The organism is Streptomyces sp. SLBN-8D4, assembly GCF_049739545.1.
GTDB lineage: Bacteria > Actinomycetota > Actinomycetes > Streptomycetales > Streptomycetaceae > Streptomyces > Streptomyces canus_C.
Window position 1 is genome coordinate 4042591 of sequence record NZ_JBMGQC010000001.1, and the last position, 15776, is coordinate 4058366.

The 15776-nt window shown below is 66.8% G+C and carries 23 protein-coding genes; all 23 read right to left on the reverse strand.

Features of this window, described 5'->3' with window-relative positions:
• Positions 1-6: 6 nt before the first annotated feature.
• Positions 7-192: a type Z 30S ribosomal protein S14 gene (locus RKD20_RS18000; protein ID WP_003948630.1), complete on the reverse strand. Its 186-nt coding sequence runs from the start codon at positions 190-192 to the stop codon at positions 7-9.
• A 5-nt stretch (positions 193-197) separates the two neighbouring features.
• Positions 198-755 (reverse strand): 50S ribosomal protein L5, encoded by a 558-nt coding sequence (gene rplE / locus RKD20_RS18005; RefSeq protein ID WP_007384074.1) that lies wholly within the window; start codon positions 753-755, stop codon positions 198-200.
• The gene (gene rplX, locus RKD20_RS18010; protein WP_127832083.1) at positions 755-1078 is read right to left on the reverse strand and encodes a 50S ribosomal protein L24; all 324 of its coding nucleotides are present in this window, start codon (positions 1076-1078) and stop codon (positions 755-757) included. The genes rplE and rplX overlap by 1 nt, the downstream gene beginning before the upstream one ends.
• Positions 1079-1080: 2 nt before the next feature.
• On the reverse strand, positions 1081-1449 hold the full coding sequence (gene rplN, locus RKD20_RS18015; protein WP_003998823.1) for a 50S ribosomal protein L14: 369 nt from the start codon (positions 1447-1449) through the stop codon (positions 1081-1083).
• A gap of 101 nt (positions 1450-1550) precedes the next feature.
• Complete coding sequence (gene rpsQ, locus RKD20_RS18020) at positions 1551-1838, reverse strand: 30S ribosomal protein S17 (protein ID WP_007384073.1); 288 nt, start codon at positions 1836-1838, stop codon at positions 1551-1553.
• Complete coding sequence (gene rpmC, locus RKD20_RS18025; protein ID WP_005481220.1) at positions 1838-2062, reverse strand: 50S ribosomal protein L29; 225 nt, start codon at positions 2060-2062, stop codon at positions 1838-1840. Before rpmC ends, rpsQ begins: the two co-directional genes overlap by 1 nt.
• Entirely contained in the window at positions 2062-2481 is a 420-nt protein-coding gene (gene rplP, locus RKD20_RS18030) for a 50S ribosomal protein L16 (RefSeq protein WP_006140905.1), read from the reverse strand. Before rplP ends, rpmC begins: the two co-directional genes overlap by 1 nt.
• 5 nt (positions 2482-2486) lie before the next feature.
• Positions 2487-3320, reverse strand: coding sequence for a 30S ribosomal protein S3 (gene rpsC, locus RKD20_RS18035; RefSeq protein ID WP_020118534.1), 834 nt, complete (start codon positions 3318-3320; stop codon positions 2487-2489).
• Positions 3320-3667, reverse strand: a complete 348-nt coding sequence (gene rplV, locus RKD20_RS18040) for a 50S ribosomal protein L22 (RefSeq protein ID WP_006604878.1) — start codon at positions 3665-3667, stop codon at positions 3320-3322. Before rplV ends, rpsC begins: the two co-directional genes overlap by 1 nt.
• Positions 3668-3711: 44 nt before the next feature.
• Positions 3712-3993: a 30S ribosomal protein S19 gene (gene rpsS, locus RKD20_RS18045; protein WP_007384069.1), complete on the reverse strand. Its 282-nt coding sequence runs from the start codon at positions 3991-3993 to the stop codon at positions 3712-3714.
• 12 nt (positions 3994-4005) lie between these two features.
• A complete protein-coding gene (gene rplB, locus RKD20_RS18050; RefSeq protein WP_007384068.1) occupies positions 4006-4842 on the reverse strand; it encodes a 50S ribosomal protein L2 in 837 nt (278 codons plus the stop codon).
• A 38-nt stretch (positions 4843-4880) separates the two neighbouring features.
• Positions 4881-5300 carry a 50S ribosomal protein L23 gene (gene rplW, locus RKD20_RS18055; RefSeq protein WP_007384067.1) on the reverse strand — a complete coding sequence of 140 codons (420 nt, stop codon included), beginning with the start codon at positions 5298-5300 and terminating at the stop codon, positions 4881-4883.
• Complete coding sequence (gene rplD, locus RKD20_RS18060) at positions 5300-5956, reverse strand: 50S ribosomal protein L4 (RefSeq protein WP_328780956.1); 657 nt, start codon at positions 5954-5956, stop codon at positions 5300-5302. The genes rplW and rplD overlap by 1 nt, the downstream gene beginning before the upstream one ends.
• A 5-nt stretch (positions 5957-5961) precedes the next feature.
• Entirely contained in the window at positions 5962-6606 is a 645-nt protein-coding gene (rplC, locus tag RKD20_RS18065; RefSeq protein WP_037680411.1) for a 50S ribosomal protein L3, read from the reverse strand.
• A 17-nt stretch (positions 6607-6623) separates the two neighbouring features.
• On the reverse strand, positions 6624-6932 hold the full coding sequence (gene rpsJ / locus RKD20_RS18070; protein ID WP_003948644.1) for a 30S ribosomal protein S10: 309 nt from the start codon (positions 6930-6932) through the stop codon (positions 6624-6626).
• 509 nt (positions 6933-7441) lie between these two features.
• Positions 7442-8272 (reverse strand): hypothetical protein, encoded by an 831-nt coding sequence (locus RKD20_RS18075; RefSeq protein ID WP_424878620.1) that lies wholly within the window; start codon positions 8270-8272, stop codon positions 7442-7444.
• A gap of 73 nt (positions 8273-8345) precedes the next feature.
• Positions 8346-8648 carry a hypothetical protein gene (locus tag RKD20_RS18080; RefSeq protein WP_424878621.1) on the reverse strand — a complete coding sequence of 101 codons (303 nt, stop codon included), beginning with the start codon at positions 8646-8648 and terminating at the stop codon, positions 8346-8348.
• 75 nt (positions 8649-8723) lie between these two features.
• Positions 8724-9926 carry an acyltransferase family protein gene (locus RKD20_RS18085; RefSeq protein WP_424883253.1) on the reverse strand — a complete coding sequence of 401 codons (1203 nt, stop codon included), beginning with the start codon at positions 9924-9926 and terminating at the stop codon, positions 8724-8726.
• Positions 9927-10213: 287 nt separating this feature from the next.
• Positions 10214-11407: an elongation factor Tu gene (gene tuf / locus RKD20_RS18090; protein ID WP_164423757.1), complete on the reverse strand. Its 1194-nt coding sequence runs from the start codon at positions 11405-11407 to the stop codon at positions 10214-10216.
• Between the two features lie 154 nt (positions 11408-11561).
• A complete protein-coding gene (gene fusA / locus RKD20_RS18095) occupies positions 11562-13688 on the reverse strand; it encodes an elongation factor G (RefSeq protein ID WP_020118526.1) in 2127 nt (708 codons plus the stop codon).
• Positions 13689-13727: 39 nt separating this feature from the next.
• Positions 13728-14198, reverse strand: coding sequence for a 30S ribosomal protein S7 (gene rpsG, locus RKD20_RS18100; RefSeq protein ID WP_007384059.1), 471 nt, complete (start codon positions 14196-14198; stop codon positions 13728-13730).
• 2 nt (positions 14199-14200) lie between these two features.
• On the reverse strand, positions 14201-14572 hold the full coding sequence (gene rpsL, locus RKD20_RS18105; protein WP_003948652.1) for a 30S ribosomal protein S12: 372 nt from the start codon (positions 14570-14572) through the stop codon (positions 14201-14203).
• A 330-nt stretch (positions 14573-14902) separates the two neighbouring features.
• Positions 14903-15523 (reverse strand): DUF1707 and DUF4190 domain-containing protein, encoded by a 621-nt coding sequence (locus tag RKD20_RS18110; protein WP_424878622.1) that lies wholly within the window; start codon positions 15521-15523, stop codon positions 14903-14905.
• Between the last annotated feature and the right edge of the window lie 253 nt (positions 15524-15776).

Genomic DNA, 15776 nt, shown 5'->3' on the forward strand with positions numbered 1-15776 from the left:
GCGGGATTACCAGGAGCTCTTGGTCACGCCCGGCAGCTCGCCACGGTGAGCCATCTCACGAAGGCAGACGCGGCACAGGCCGAACTTGCGGTACACGGAGTGCGGACGGCCGCAGCGCTGGCAGCGCGTGTAGCCGCGTACACCGAACTTGGGCTTGCGAGCAGCCTTGGCAATCAGAGCCTTCTTCGCCATCTCGCTCACGCCTCCTTGAAGGGGAAGCCGAGGTGACGAAGGAGCGCGCGGCCCTCAGCGTCGTTGGTCGCCGTGGTCACCACGGTGATGTCCATGCCCCGGGTACGGTCGATCTTGTCCTGGTCGATCTCGTGGAACATGACCTGCTCGGTGAGACCGAAGGTGTAGTTGCCACGGCCGTCGAACTGCTTGGGGGACAGACCACGGAAGTCGCGGATGCGCGGCAGCGCGAGCGACAGGGTGCGGTCCAGGAACTCCCACATGCGGTCGCCACGAAGCGTGACGTGGGCACCGATCGGCTGGCCCTCACGCAGCTTGAACTGCGCGATGGACTTACGGGCCTTGGTGACGGCCGGCTTCTGACCGGTGATCGTGGTGAGGTCGCGAATCGCGCCGTCGATCAGCTTGGAGTCGCGGGCGGCGTCGCCCACACCCATGTTGACCACGATCTTGACGAGACCGGGGATCTGCATGACGTTCTCGTACTTGAACTCGTCACGCAGCTTGCCCGCGATCTCCTCGCGGTACTTCGTCTTGAGACGCGGAGTCGTGGTGGTAGCCATCAGATGTCCTCACCCGTCCGCTTGGCAACGCGGATCTTGTTGCCCTCGTCGTCGAAGCGGTAACCGACACGCGTGACGACCTTGTTGCCGTCCTTCTCAACGACCAGCTGGACGTTGGAGACGTGGACGGGCGCCTCGGTCGTGACGATGCCGCCGGCCTGCGAACCGCTGGCGGTCGGGCCGGCCTTGGTGTGCTTCTTGACCCGGTTGACACCCTCGACCAGGACACGGTCCTCACGGGGGAAGGCCGCGATGACCTTGCCCTGCTTGCCCTTGTCCTTACCGGTGATGACCTGGACCAGGTCGCCCTTCTTGATCTTCATGCTTACAGCACCTCCGGCGCGAGCGAGATGATCTTCATGAACTTCTTCTCGCGCAGCTCACGGCCGACGGGGCCGAAGATACGGGTGCCGCGAGGGTCGCCGTCGTTCTTCAGAATGACGGCGGCGTTCTCGTCGAAGCGGATGTACGAGCCGTCCGGACGGCGGCGCTCCTTGACGGTGCGAACGATGACCGCCTTGACGACGTCACCCTTCTTCACGTTGCCGCCGGGGATCGCGTCCTTGACGGTGGCGACGATGACGTCACCGATGCCCGCGTAGCGGCGACCGGAGCCACCGAGCACACGGATGCAAAGGATCTCCTTCGCACCAGTGTTGTCGGCGACACGCAGTCGCGACTCCTGCTGGATCACGTCTATCTCCTGTTTGTCTGCCGGTTCCCGGCAGGGGCCTCAGTACGAGCGCCCCTGCCGAGCCTGGCGGAACTGACCTGCGGGATTGGCCCCGCAGGAAATTACTTGGCCTTCTCGAGGATCTCGACGACGCGCCAGCGCTTGGTCGCCGACAGCGGGCGGGTCTCCGCGAGGAGGACCCGGTCGCCGACGCCGGCAGCGTTCTGCTCGTCGTGCGCCTTGAGCTTGTTGGTACGGCGGATGACCTTGCCGTACAGCGCGTGCTTGACGCGGTCCTCGACGGCGACGACGACGGTCTTGTCCATCTTGTCGCTGACGACGAGACCCTCACGGGTCTTGCGGAAGCCGCGGGCCTCTGCAGTCTGCTCAGTCACGTTGCTCTCACTCATCAGGCGCTCTCCACCGTCTCGATGCCCAGCTCGCGCTCACGCATCAGGGTGTAGATCCGCGCGATGTCCTTACGGACGGCCTTGAGCCGACCGTGGTTCTCGAGCTGACCCGTCGCCGCCTGGAAGCGGAGGTTGAACAGCTCTTCCTTGGCTTCGCGGAGCTTGTTCAGCAGCTCCTCGTCACCCAGTTCGCGCAGCTCGGACGCCTTGGTACCGGCCGACATCACGCTTCACCTGCCTCGCGCTTGACGATCCGGCACTTCATCGGCAGCTTGTGAGCGGCGCGAGTCAGGGCCTCACGGGCGATCTTCTCGTTGGGGTAGGACAGCTCGAACATGACCCGGCCCGGGTGCACGTTCGCGATCCACCACTCGGGAGAACCCTTACCGGAACCCATGCGGGTCTCGGCAGGCTTCTTCGTGAGCGGGCGGTCCGGGTAGATGTTGATCCAGACCTTGCCGCCACGCTTGATGTGGCGGGTCATGGCGATACGGGCCGCCTCGATCTGGCGGTTGGTCACGTACGCCGGCGTGAGGGCCTGAATGCCGTACTCGCCGAACGAGACCGTCGTACCGCCCTTGGCCTGACCACGGCGCTTCGGGTGGTGCTGCTTGCGGTGCTTGACCCTACGGGGGATCAGCATGTCGGTCAGGCCTCCGTTCCGGTGCTCTCAGCCGGAGCGGCAGCCGGAGCCTCGGCCTTGGGGGCCTCGGCAGCGGGAGCCGTCTGCGGCTTACGACCGCGACCGCCACGCTCGCCGCCACGGCCACCACGGGCCGGGCGGTCGGCGCCGCCGCCACCACGGGCCGGGCGGTTGCCGGCGCGGGCAGCAGCGTTCTCGGCGCGGACCTCGGCGATGTTCTTGACATCGCCCTTGTAGATCCAGACCTTCACGCCGATGCGGCCGAAGGTCGTCTTGGCCTCGAAGAAGCCGTAGTCCACGTTCGCGCGGAGCGTGTGCAGGGGCACGCGGCCCTCGCGGTAGAACTCCGAGCGGGACATCTCGGCGCCGCCGAGGCGGCCACCGCACTGGATCTTGATGCCCTTGGCGCCGGCCTTCATCGCCGACTGCATGCTCTTACGCATGGCGCGGCGGAAGGAGACGCGGGAGGAGAGCTGCTCGGCGACGGCCTGGGCAACCAGCTGAGCGTCGGTCTCGGGGTTCTTGACCTCGAGGATGTTCAGCTGGACCTGCTTGCCCGTGAGCTTCTCGAGGTCACCGCGGATGCGGTCGGCCTCGGCGCCACGGCGGCCGATGACGATGCCCGGACGAGCGGTGTGGATGTCCACACGCACACGGTCACGGGTGCGCTCGATCTCCACCTTCGAGATGCCGGCGCGCTCCATGCCGGACGTCATCATCCGACGGATGGCGACGTCTTCCTTGACGTAGTCCTTGTACAGCTTGTCGGCGTACCACCGGGACTTGAAGTCCGTGGTGACACCGAGCCGGAACCCATGCGGGTTAACCTTCTGGCCCATTACCGGGTTCCTTCCTTGCTGCTGACGACCACGGTGATGTGGCTGGTCCGCTTGCGGATCCGGTAGGCACGGCCCTGGGCGCGCGGCCGGAACCGCTTCAGGGTCGGGCCCTCGTCGACGTACGCCTCGGAGATGACGAGGCTGCCGGCGTCGGTGTGGTCGTAGTTGTGCGCGGCGTTGGCGATGGCGCTGTCGAGCACCTTGCCGACGGGCACTGAGGCTGCCTGCGGAGCGAATCGCAGAACAGCCTGAGCCTCCGTGGCGTCCATGCCACGGATAAGGTCCACCACGCGGCGGGCCTTCATGGGCGTAACGCGGATGTACCGCGCCTGGGCCCTGGCTTCCATGGTTGTCCCTCTCAGTTACTTACGTGTCTGAATGCGATCCGCGTTTAGCGGCGCTTCGACTTCCGGTCGTCCTTGACGTGACCCCGGAAGGTGCGCGTCGGCGAGAACTCGCCGAGCTTGTGGCCGACCATCGACTCGGTGACGAACACCGGGATGTGGGTCTTGCCGTTGTGCACCGCGATCGTGTGGCCCAGCATGGCCGGGACGATCATCGAGCGACGGGACCAGGTCTTGATGACGTTCTTGGAACCGGCTTCGTTCTGGGCGTCCACCTTCTTGATCAGGTGGTCGTCGACGAAGGGCCCCTTCTTGAGACTGCGCGGCATCTAAACCCGCTCCTAGCGCTTCTTGTTCGTCTTGCGGCGGCGGACGATGTACTTGTTCGAAGCCTTCTTCGGCGAACGAGTACGACCCTCCTTCTGACCCCAGGGGCTGACCGGGTGGCGACCACCGGAGGTCTTGCCCTCACCACCACCGTGGGGGTGGTCAACCGGGTTCATCGCCACACCGCGAACGGTCGGGCGGACGCCCAGCCAGCGCTTGCGGCCGGCCTTACCCCAGTTGATGTTGCTCTGCTCGGCGTTGCCGACCTCGCCGACCGTGGCGCGGCAGCGCTGGTCGACCAGGCGGATCTCACCGGAGGGCATACGAAGGTGGGCCATCGTGCCCTCCTTCGCCAGCAGCTGCACGGAGGCACCGGCGGAGCGGGCGAACTTGGCGCCGCCACCGGGACGGAGCTCGATCGCGTGGATCGTGGTACCGACCGGGATGTTGCGGAGCGCCAGGTTGTTGCCCGGCTTGATGTCGGCCCCGGGACCGTTCTCGACGCGGTCACCCTGCTGCAGGTTGCGCGGGGCGAGGATGTAGCGCTTCTCGCCGTCCGCGTAGTGCAGCAGCGCGATGCGCGCGGTGCGGTTGGGGTCGTACTCGATGTGCGCGACCTTCGCCGGCACGCCGTCCTTGTCGTGACGACGGAAGTCGATCACTCGGTAGGCGCGCTTGTGTCCGCCACCCTGGTGGCGAACGGTCACACGACCGGCGTTGTTACGGCCGCCCTTGCTGTGCAGCGGGCGGACCAGCGACTTCTCCGGCGTGGACCGCGTGACCTCGACGAAGTCGGCAACGCTGGAGCCACGACGGCCCGGCGTAGTCGGCTTGTACTTGCGGATTCCCATTTCTCAGTCCTCGTCCGATATCGGACGATCCGACCCGCTTACGCGGACGGACCGCCGAAGATGTCGATACGGTCGCCCTCGGCAAGGGTCACGATCGCGCGCTTGCTGTCGGCACGCTTGCCGAAGCCGGTGCGGGTCCGCTTGCGCTTGCCCTGGCGGTTGATCGTGTTCACCCCGGTGACCTTGACCGAGAAGACCGCCTGGACGGCCTGCTTGATCTGGGTCTTGTTGGCGCCGGGGGCCACGATGAACGTGTACTTGCCCTCGTCGAGAAGCGCGTAGCTCTTCTCGGACACGACCGGCTTCAGCAGGACGTCACGGGGGTCCGTGAACGCCTTGCTGGGCGCGGTGACGACGGTGTTCTTGCCCTCGGCCTCGTGGCGGCGCGCCTTGGCGACGCGCGCGGCCTTGGCTGCCTTGGCGGCCTTCGAGGCGATGCTCGGGTGACGCGTAGCCATCAGGCTTCGCTCCCTTCGGTGTCAGCGGCCTTGGGGCCAGACACGAAGGACTCGAAAGCGGCCTGGGTGAAGACCACGTCGTCCGAGACGAGAACGTCGTACGTGTTCAGCTGGCCCGGCTCCAGGATGTGGACCTGGGGCAGGTTGCGGGCGGACAGCCACGCGGCCTCGTCGGCACGGTCGATGACGAGCAGCAGGTTCTTGCGCTCGCTGATCTTGCCGAAGAGCGTCTTGGCGGCCTTCGTCGAAGGCGACTCGCCCTCGATGACGCCGGAGACGACGTGGATGCGGTTGTTGCGGGCCCGGTCGGTGAGGGCGTGGCGCAGGGCCGCGGCCTTCATCTTCTTCGGGGTCCGCTGCGAGTAGTCACGCGGCGTGGGGCCGTGGACGACGCCACCGCCGGCGAACTGCGGCGCACGGGTCGAACCCTGACGGGCGCGGCCGGTGCCCTTCTGGCGGTACGGCTTCCTACCGCCACCGCGGACCTCGCCACGACGCTTGACCTTGTGCGTGCCCTGACGGGCGGCGGCCAGCTGCGCGACGACGACCTGGTGAAGCAGCGGGATGCTGATCTTCTCGACATCGAAGATCTCGGCCGGGAGCTCTACGGTCCCGGCGGTGTCGCCGGAGGGCGACAGAATGTCAATGGTGCTCATAGTCCTCAGGCCCCCTTGGCCGCGGTGCGGACCAGGACGAGGCCGCCGTTCGGACCAGGAACCGCGCCCTTGATGAGGAGCAGGCCCTTCTCCGCGTCAACGGCGTGAACGGTCAGGTTCTGGGTGGTGACCCGCTCGTTGCCCATGCGACCCGCCATGCGGAGGCCCTTGAACACGCGGCCCGGGGTGGCACAGCCACCGATGGAACCGGGAGAGCGGTGCTTGCGCTGGGTGCCGTGACCGGCGCCGAGGCCCTTGAAGTTGTGACGCTTCATGACACCGGCGAAGCCCTTGCCCTTGCTCTTGCCGGTCACGTCGACCTTGAGGCCGGCCTCGAACACCTCAGCGGTGATCTCCTGGCCGAGGGTGTACTCGCTGGCGTCAGCGGTACGGATCTCGACGAGGTGGCGGCGGGGAGTGACGTCGGCCTTGGCGAAGTGGCCCTTGAGGGGCTTGTTCACCTTGCGCGGGTCGATCTCGCCGAACGCGATCTGGACGGACTCGTAGCCGTCGGCGTCGTTCGTGCGGACCTGGGTCACGACATTGGGGCCGGCCTTGACGACGGTGACCGGAACAACACGGTTGTTCTCGTCCCACACCTGCGTCATGCCGAGCTTCTCGCCCAGGATGCCCTTGATCTGCTTAGCCATTCTCAGATCACCGGCCTTCAGAGCTTGATCTCGATGTCGACACCGGCCGGGAGGTCGAGTCGCATCAGAGAGTCAACGGTCTTGGGGGTCGGGTCGAGGATGTCGATCAGGCGCTTGTGCGTGCGCATCTCGAAGTGCTCGCGCGAGTCCTTGTACTTGTGCGGCGACTTGATGACGCAGTACACGTTCTTCTCAGTGGGCAGCGGCACCGGGCCCGCGACCGACGCACCAGTGCGCGTCACCGTCTCGACGATCTTCTTCGCCGAGGAGTCGATGACCTCGTGGTCGTAGGCCTTGAGCCGGATGCGGATCTTCTGTCCCGCCATGGCTACTCGTTAGTCCTGTCTCTCTACAGCTCTGGAACCCGGTGTTCCCTTGACTTCCGCCGACCCACGCGGTCGGGTGTGTCGCACCCTCACTGACACAGATGTCCCTTGTTCGAACATCTTTTGCCTGAGAAAGAAGTTCACCGGGTGCCTGGTCGGCGCCGCACTGACACTTCCCGAAAGATTCCCGTACGTCCGTCCCAGCGCTGCCTTACGGCAGTTGGAACGACGAGTACTGTGGGACTCGCTTCCGGTCCTCCCGGCGGGAGGCGCGCAGCATCAACACTCGACCGAGCAACCCCGCTAGTCTGCCATACGGGGCAGGGGCCTGGCCAATCGAGCCGGAGACAATACCCCGGGAGTGACGCAGGTCAAACACATTGCCGCTTTGACCGACGTGGCGGAGGCCCTCGAGGCCTCCCTTCCCCTCCTGGTGGACGCCGGGTCCGTCCGGGCGCCGGTCTCCCCACCGCTCGGCGGGGAGACCGCAACTGAGCCGAAACCCCTGGTCAGCGCACGTCCACGTGATCCCCGCCGCTGTTCGCGGCCCCCGTCGTGTCGTTGCCGCCGTACGACCAGCGCCAGGTCCCGTCCTTCGAGGCGGTGACCGTCGTCTTCAGGGCGCCGGTGCTGCTCGTCGTGACCTTCTTGACCGTGACGAAGGAGTTGGTGCCCGTCTCACGGAACTGGAGGGTGACCGAACGGCCGCCGTAGCCGCCGTACTTCTTGGTCGCCCAGTCGGCCCGGGTGAGCTTGCCGGTGACGGTGATCTTCCTGCCCTTGACGACCGGCTCCGGCGAGGCGTCCACGGTGACCTTCGCGGCCCGCTTGAGCCGGACGGTCAGGGGCCGGGTCTCGCGTTCGTGGGCCGCGAGGTTGCCGTTGGCCTTGAACAGGAGCAGGGAGACGCCGGTCTTCCAGGTGGTGGCGTCGGCGTTGGAGTCGACCTCGTCGTGACTCCGGTCGGGGTCGATGTAGAGGGACCCCTCGCAGTCGGCCTTCCTGTCGCTCTGCTCGTAGCAGGTGTAGCCGCCGGGGCCTATGTAGTTCTCGAAGTTGGCGTCCAGGTCCTGCGTCAGACGTCCCCGGTACAGGAAGGGGGTCGCGTCGTACCGGAACGGGTCGCTCGTGCTGTAGCCGGACGGCAGGGTGATGGTGAAGGTGAGGGACGGCTCCACCACCTTCGAGGTGCCGACGACGATCGGCTTGCCCTTGTTGATCACGATGTCGGACACGGTGATGCCGGTGTCCTGGGCCTGGGCCGCCGGGGCGTTCAGGAGGGTGAGGGCCAAGGCCCCCGCGAGCGCGATCCCGGTGGCCGTGCGTCTGCCAGTGGTCATTACCACCTCTTTCGTGGTGCGGGACAGGAAGCGCGCAGACTATCCCATGACCTGATCATGACGTTCGCTTGGGCTACGGCCAGTCCACCAGCACCGCGAACAGGGCGTACACGCACGGCACCAGCGCCGGGGCCGCCACGGCGAGTCCCACCCGGCGGCCCGTGCTGCGGCGCTCCCACGGCAGGGCCCAGCTGGCCGCGAGCAGGAACAGGGCGAGGCCCAACCCGCCGAGCAGCACGGGGAAGGCGATGCCGCAGCTCGACTCGAATCCGGCGAAGTAGACGAGCACACAGGCGGGCAGGGTCAGGAGCGTCGAGAGCAGCGGGGCGACCCAGGCACCGGTCGCGCGGTCGTCGTCGAGCGTGAGGTCCGGCATGGGTTCATTCCAGCGGCCGGGGCGGGTCGCCCGCATGAGCGTTCGTACTCAGAACACGCAGTCGCCGTACGGAAGTCAGCCGCCCGCGTTCCGCAGCCGCGCGAACGACGTGTCCAGCCCCCGCTTCAGCAGCCGTGCCACCGGGCGCTCCACGAACCGGTGGACCAGCCAGCTCAGCAGCATGAAGCCGGCGATGACGGAGGCGATCAGGAGACGGGCGTCCATGGTGTCGCGCAGGCGGTTGATGAGGACCGCACCCGCCGCGTAGTGCATCAGGTACAGCGGATACGTCAGCGCGCCCGCCGTCACCAGCCACTTCCAGCGGATGCGGTCCGTCGCGCCCAGGGCGACGGCGACCATGACGAGCAGGAACGCCGTGAAGATCGCCACGCTCCCCCGCCACCCCGACACATGCTCGACCTCGTCGATCCTGAGGCCCAGTTCCCGCTGGCCCATCAGCCAGGCCATCGCCAGGATGCCCCACAGCAGCAGGTCCTGGCCGAAGCGGTGCATCAGGTACAGGGAGAGGCCCGCGATGAAGTACCAGGCGCCCTCCGGGTTCGCGACCAGTTCGAGGAGGGGAAGCTTCGAGATCGGGGCGAGCATGGCCGCGGCGCCCCACACACAGCAGAAGACGACGACCTTGCGGTAGGTCAGGCCGCTCCACACGACCACCAGGAACAGGAGGTAGAAGCGGAGCTCCGACCAGAGGGTCCAGTAGACGCCGTCGACGTTCATCACGCCCGAACCGGACTGCAGCATCGTGAAGTTGAGCAGGATGTCCCGGGTGCGCAGGCGGTCCCACACGCCCGGCAGGGTGATCAGGACGGCCGTGGTGAAGACGATGGCGAACCAGTACGCCGGATACAGCCGGATCACCCGTGACGTGAAGAACTGCCGGGGGGTACGGCCCCAGCAGGACATGCAGATCACGAAGCCACTGATCACGAAGAAGATCTCGACGCCGATCCAGCCGTAGGAGGCGAACCGGAAGACCGTCGGCATGATGTCGGAGACCGGGCGGTCCCAGATGCGGTTGCCCGGCTGGTCGACGCGGTGGGTACCGGCGTAGTGGTGCACGGCGACCATCAGGGCGGCGAGGAGCCGGATGCCGTCGACGGCGTACAGCCGGCGGCCGGCACGGTCGCGTACGACGGCGTGCCGGGCGGTGCGGGCGGGCCGGGCCGGCGGGGCGGGCACCGTGAGGGGCGGAAGGGGCTGCTGCAGGCCGCTGACGACCCGTCGAGGTATCGACCGTCTGCTGTCCGCGTCCTGCATCGACACCTGCGGGTCCGTCCGTCCTCACGAGGGAATCCCGGGCCGGGAGTGGCCACCGGACGCCTCAGGCTACGACCCTCACAACCACCCCACAGTGGCCAGACAGGAACATTCGGGGCAGCCTCGGCGGACAGTTGGCCGAAGCCTCGGAAAGGCGTCCCGCGGAGTTCGCCCACTCTTCACCCGCTGGGCGGGCAACCCCCGACCAAGGCGAAGGGGCCCGTACGACCGAAGTCGTACGGGCCCCTTCAGAGACCTACGGGTCTCGGAGACCTGTCAGGTCAAGATCAGGCGGTGATCTTGGTGACCTGGCCGGCGCCGACCGTCCGGCCACCCTCGCGGATGGCGAACTTCAGGCCCTCTTCCATGGCGACGGGCTGGATGAGCTCCACCTTCATCTCGGTGTTGTCACCCGGCATGACCATCTCGGTGCCCTCGGGGAGGGTCACGACGCCGGTCACGTCCGTCGTACGGAAGTAGAACTGCGGACGGTAGTTGTTGAAGAACGGCGTGTGGCGGCCACCCTCGTCCTTGGACAGGATGTAGGCCTGGGCCTCGAACTGGGTGTGCGGCGTGACCGAACCCGGCTTGATGATGACCTGGCCGCGCTCGACGTCCTCGCGCTTGATGCCACGAAGCAGCAGACCGACGTTCTCACCGGCCTGACCCTCGTCGAGCAGCTTGCGGAACATCTCGATGCCGGTGACCGTGGTGGTGGTCTTCTCGGTCTTGATGCCGATGATGTCGACGGTCTCGTTGACCTTGAGGACACCACGCTCGATACGACCGGTGACGACGGTGCCACGACCGGTGATCGTGAAGACGTCCTCGATCGGCATCAGGAACGGCTTGTCGACGTCACGCTCGGGCTGCGGGATCGACTCGTCGACGGCCTTCATCAGGTCGAGGACGGTCTGGCCCCACTCCTTGTCGCCCTCAAGGGCCTTGAGCGCCGAGACCTTGACGACCGGCAGGTCGTCGCCCGGGAACTCGTACTCGGAGAGGAGCTCACGCACCTCGAGCTCGACGAGCTCCAGGATCTCCTCGTCGTCCACCATGTCGGCCTTGTTCAGGGCGACGACGATGTAGGGAACGCCGACCTGGCGGGCCAGGAGCACGTGCTCCTTGGTCTGCGGCATCGGGCCGTCGGTAGCGGCGACCACGAGGATGGCGCCGTCCATCTGCGCCGCACCCGTGATCATGTTCTTGATGTAGTCCGCGTGACCGGGGCAGTCGACGTGGGCGTAGTGACGCGTCTCGGTCTGGTACTCGACGTGCGCGATCGAGATGGTGATACCGCGCTGGCGCTCTTCGGGAGCCTTGTCGATCTGGTCGAAGGCCGAGGCCTCGTTCAGGTCCGGGTACGCGTCGTGCAGCACCTTGGTAATGGCGGCCGTAAGGGTCGTCTTACCGTGGTCGATGTGACCGATGGTGCCGATGTTGACGTGGGGCTTAGTCCGCTCGAACTTCGCCTTCGCCACGGGGTCCTCCTGTGGAGTGGTTCTGAACGCCTTGCTTCATCGGCGCCAGGTGATCTTTGCTGGAAAGCCTCGGCCCGGGGGCACTCTCCCACAAATGCGGGTGAATGCCCCTCCGGGCTCCGGAGTCAAGCCTAAAGCGTGCGAACGCGGTGCGTTACTCGCCCTTGGCCTTCGCGATGATCTCCTCGGCGACGTTCCGCGGAACCTCGGCGTAGGAGTCGAACTGCATCGAGTAGCTTGCGCGACCCGACGTCTTGCTGCGGAGGTCTCCGACGTAGCCGAACATCTCCGAGAGGGGCACGAGGCCCTTCACGACGCGGGCACCGGCCCGCTCCTCCATGGCCTGAATCTGACCACGGCGGGAGTTGATGTCGCCGATGACCTCACCCATGTAGTCCTCGGGCGTGGTGACCTCGACGGCCATCATCGGCTCGAGCAGCACGGGGCTGGCCTTGCGGGCGGCCTCCTTGAAGGCCTGCGAGCCGGCGATCTTGAACGCGAGCTCGGAGGAGTCGACCTCGTGGTAGGCGCCGTCGAGAAGCGTGACGCGAACGCCCGTCATCTCGTACCCGGCGAGGATGCCGAACTGCATGGCCTCCTGCGCACCGGCGTCCACCGAAGGGATGTACTCCTTCGGGATACGGCCACCGGTCACCTTGTTCACGAACTCGTACGAGGCGTCGCCGCTCTCGATCGGCTCGATCGCGATCTGCACCTTGGCGAACTGGCCAGTACCACCAGTCTGCTTCTTGTGCGTGTAGTCGACGCGCTCGACGGCCTTGCGGATCGTCTCACGGTAGGCGACCTGCGGCTTGCCGACGTTGGCCTCGACCTTGAACTCACGGCGCATACGGTCGACCAGCACCTCGAGGTGCAGCTCGCCCATACCACCGATGATGGTCTGGCCGGTCTCCTCGTCCGAGTGGACCTGGAAGGAGGGGTCCTCCTCCGCGAGACGCTGGATGGCGACACCCAGCTTCTCCTGGTCACCCTTGGACTTGGGCTCGATGGCGACCTGGATCACCGGCGCCGGGAAGTCCATGGACTCCAGGATGACCGGGTTCTTGTCGTCGCTCAGCGTCTCACCGGTGGTGGTCTGCTTGAGGCCCATGACGGCGACGATGTCGCCGGCGCCCACCGACTCGATCTCCTCACGCTTGTTCGCGTGCATGCGGTAGATCTTGCCGATGCGCTCCTTCTTGCCCTTGACGGAGTTCAGCACCGCGGAGCCGGACTCCAGGCGACCGGAGTAGATCCGGACGAAGGTGAGCTTGCCCAGGTGCGGGTCGCTCATGATCTTGAACGCCAGCGCGGACAGCGGCTCGTCGTCGGACGGCTTGCGCTTGACGACGACCTCGGGGTCCTTGACGTCGTGGCCCTCGATGGCCTCGACGTCGAGCGGGGTCGGCAGGTAGCGCACGACCGCGTCGAGCAGGGGCTGAACGCCCTTGTTCTTGAACGCGGTGCCGCAGAACACCGGGGTGACGGTGACACCGTCGGACTTGCCGGACGCGATGGTGATACGACGGATCGCGGCGTACAGCTGCTCCTCGGTGGGCTCCTGGCCCTCCAGGAACAGCTCCATGATCTCGTCGTCGTTCTCCGCGACGGCCTCGACCAGCTTGCCGCGGTACTCCTCGGCAGCCTCGGTGTGCGTGGCCGGGATGTCGACGACGTCGTACATCTCGCCCTTCGCCGCCTCGGCGGACCACACGAGCGCCTTCATGCGGACCAGGTCCACAACGCCCTTGAAGTCCATCTCGGCGCCGATCGGCAGCTGCATGACGAGCGGGACGGCGCCCAGACGGTCCGAGATCATGTCCACACAGCGGTGGAACTCGGCGCCGGTACGGTCCAGCTTGTTCACGAAGCAGATGCGCGGCACACCGTAACGGTCGGCCTGACGCCACACCGTCTCGGACTGCGGCTCGACACCCGCGACACCGTCGAACACCGTGACGGCACCGTCGAGGACGCGGAGCGAACGCTCCACCTCGACCGTGAAGTCGACGTGCCCGGGGGTGTCGATGATGTTGATCGTGTAGTCGTCGTCCTCGAGCGGCCAGTGACAGGTGGTGGCAGCAGAGGTGATCGTGATGCCACGCTCCTGCTCCTGCTCCATCCAGTCCATGGTGGCGGCGCCGTCGTGGACTTCACCGATCTTGTAGCTGACGCCGGTGTAGAAGAGGATCCGCTCGGTGGTGGTCGTCTTGCCCGCGTCGATGTGGGCCATGATCCCGATGTTGCGGACCTTGGCCAGGTCAAGTGAAGTGGTAGCCATAAGGCTTCAGTCTTCTCTCGGTCTCGATGGGGTCTGCGACTACCAGCGGTAGTGCGCGAAGGCCTTGTTGGACTCGGCCATCTTGTGGGTGTCCTCGCGCTTCTTGACGGCCGCACCGAGGCCGTTCGAAGCGTCGAGAAGCTCGTTGAGCAGACGCTCGGTCATGGTCTTCTCGCGACGGGCGCGGGAGTAACCGACCAGCCAGCGCAGCGCCAGCGTGTTGGCGCGGCCGGGCTTGACCTCGACCGGCACCTGGTAGGTGGCGCCACCGACACGGCGGGACTTGACCTCAAGCGTGGGCTTGATGTTCTCCAGCGCGCGCTTCAGCGTGATGACCGGGTCGTTGCTGGTCTTCTCGCGCAGGCCCTCCATGGCGCCGTACACGATGCGCTCGGCGGTGGAGCGCTTGCCGTTCAGCAGCACCTTGTTGATCAGGGAGGTGACAAGAGGAGAACCGTAGACCGGGTCGATGATGACCGGGCGCTTCGGGGCGGGGCCCTTACGAGGCATTCTTACTTCTCCTTCTTGGCGCCGTAGCGGCTGCGGGCCTGCTTGCGGTTCTTGACACCCTGGGTGTCAAGCGAACCGCGGATGATCTTGTAACGAACACCGGGCAGGTCCTTCACACGGCCGCCGCGCACGAGCACGATGGAGTGCTCCTGCAGGTTGTGTCCCTCACCCGGAATGTAAGCAGTGACCTCGATCCCGCTGGTCAGACGCACACGCGCGACCTTACGCAGGGCCGAGTTCGGCTTCTTCGGGGTGGTCGTGAACACGCGCGTGCAGACGCCACGGCGCTGGGGCGAACCCTCAAGCGCGGGCGTCTTGTTCTTCTCGACCTTGTCCTGCCGGCCCTTCCGGACCAGCTGCTGGATCGTAGGCACTACTTCTCCGGTTTCTGTGTGCCGAGTGTGAAGCTAACCTGGAACATCGCCGACCCACGCGGTCGGGTGTGTCGAAGCCGCGGACTTCCGCCGCGAGGCGAAAAGGGCGCAGATTGCGGTGGCCGCTTACGACTCCCCCTATGCGGTTGAAGGCACGCACGGGAGCCAGGGCACACCCCAGGCACAAGGTCTGAGCGTACCCAGCTCATTCGCTGCGGTCAAAACAGATGGACGGCGCCACCCTCGCGGAGGGGTCGATGTCAAGCCCCTACGCCGTGGACGATCTTCGATTTCACGTGGCGCACACATGAGAGCGGCGCCTTCGGGCGCTCACCCGGAGGCGAGCCCCACCGCGACCACCAGTGTCATCAGGATCGACCACGCGGCGATCGACAGCCAGCCGAACACGAGCCCGGTCAGCGCGAGCCCGTCGCCGCCCTCCCCCGTCCGCTCGATCTCCGCCCGCGCCGCGTGCCCGAGGATCACCGCCGGAATCCCGGTGAACCCGAAGGTCGGCACACACAGCAGCCCGCACACGGCGGCTCCGACCGCCTTCCCGTTCGCCCGCGGCCGGGGGGCCGGCAGAAACGTCCGCGGTACGGCGGCGACGGGCGCCGGCTGCGGCACGGGCCCGAGCGGCAGATCGGCGACGAGCAGCGCCAGCTCCCCCACGGTCCGCGCGCCGTACGCCCGCTCCACCCGCTTGTCGAACTCCGCCTTCTCCAGCCGCCCCTCCCCGTACCCGGCCCGCAGCACATCGACGGCCCGCTCACGGTCGGCGTGCGAGGCGAGCATGGCGGAGCCGACGGGCTGCGGGGCGGCGTATCCGGGCCAGGGGCGCGCGACAGGGGCGTGCGCGCCGGACCAGGACTCCGCCACCGGGCCGTCCCTGCCCGGCCCTGACAGCGACTCGTCCTTGCCCTGCCACGGTTGCCACGACGGTTGCGACACAGGAGCACCCCCTGGGCGGTCGAATGCCTCCATGATGCTCCAACGCTCCGATACCGGGACAGGTTCCCGCATCTTCCACCCGAAACACCCAGGCGGCTCAGTCGCGACGGAGAGCCGGTGGGAGACCTCGGGCCGGGACCCAGCCCCGCGGGACTCCAGACGCGCTCCACGGCCTCCTGAGCCCGGTAGCGCGGTAGCGCGGCAGCCCCGGTACGAACGCCGAAGGGCGCCCACCCCGTACGAAGACGGAGTG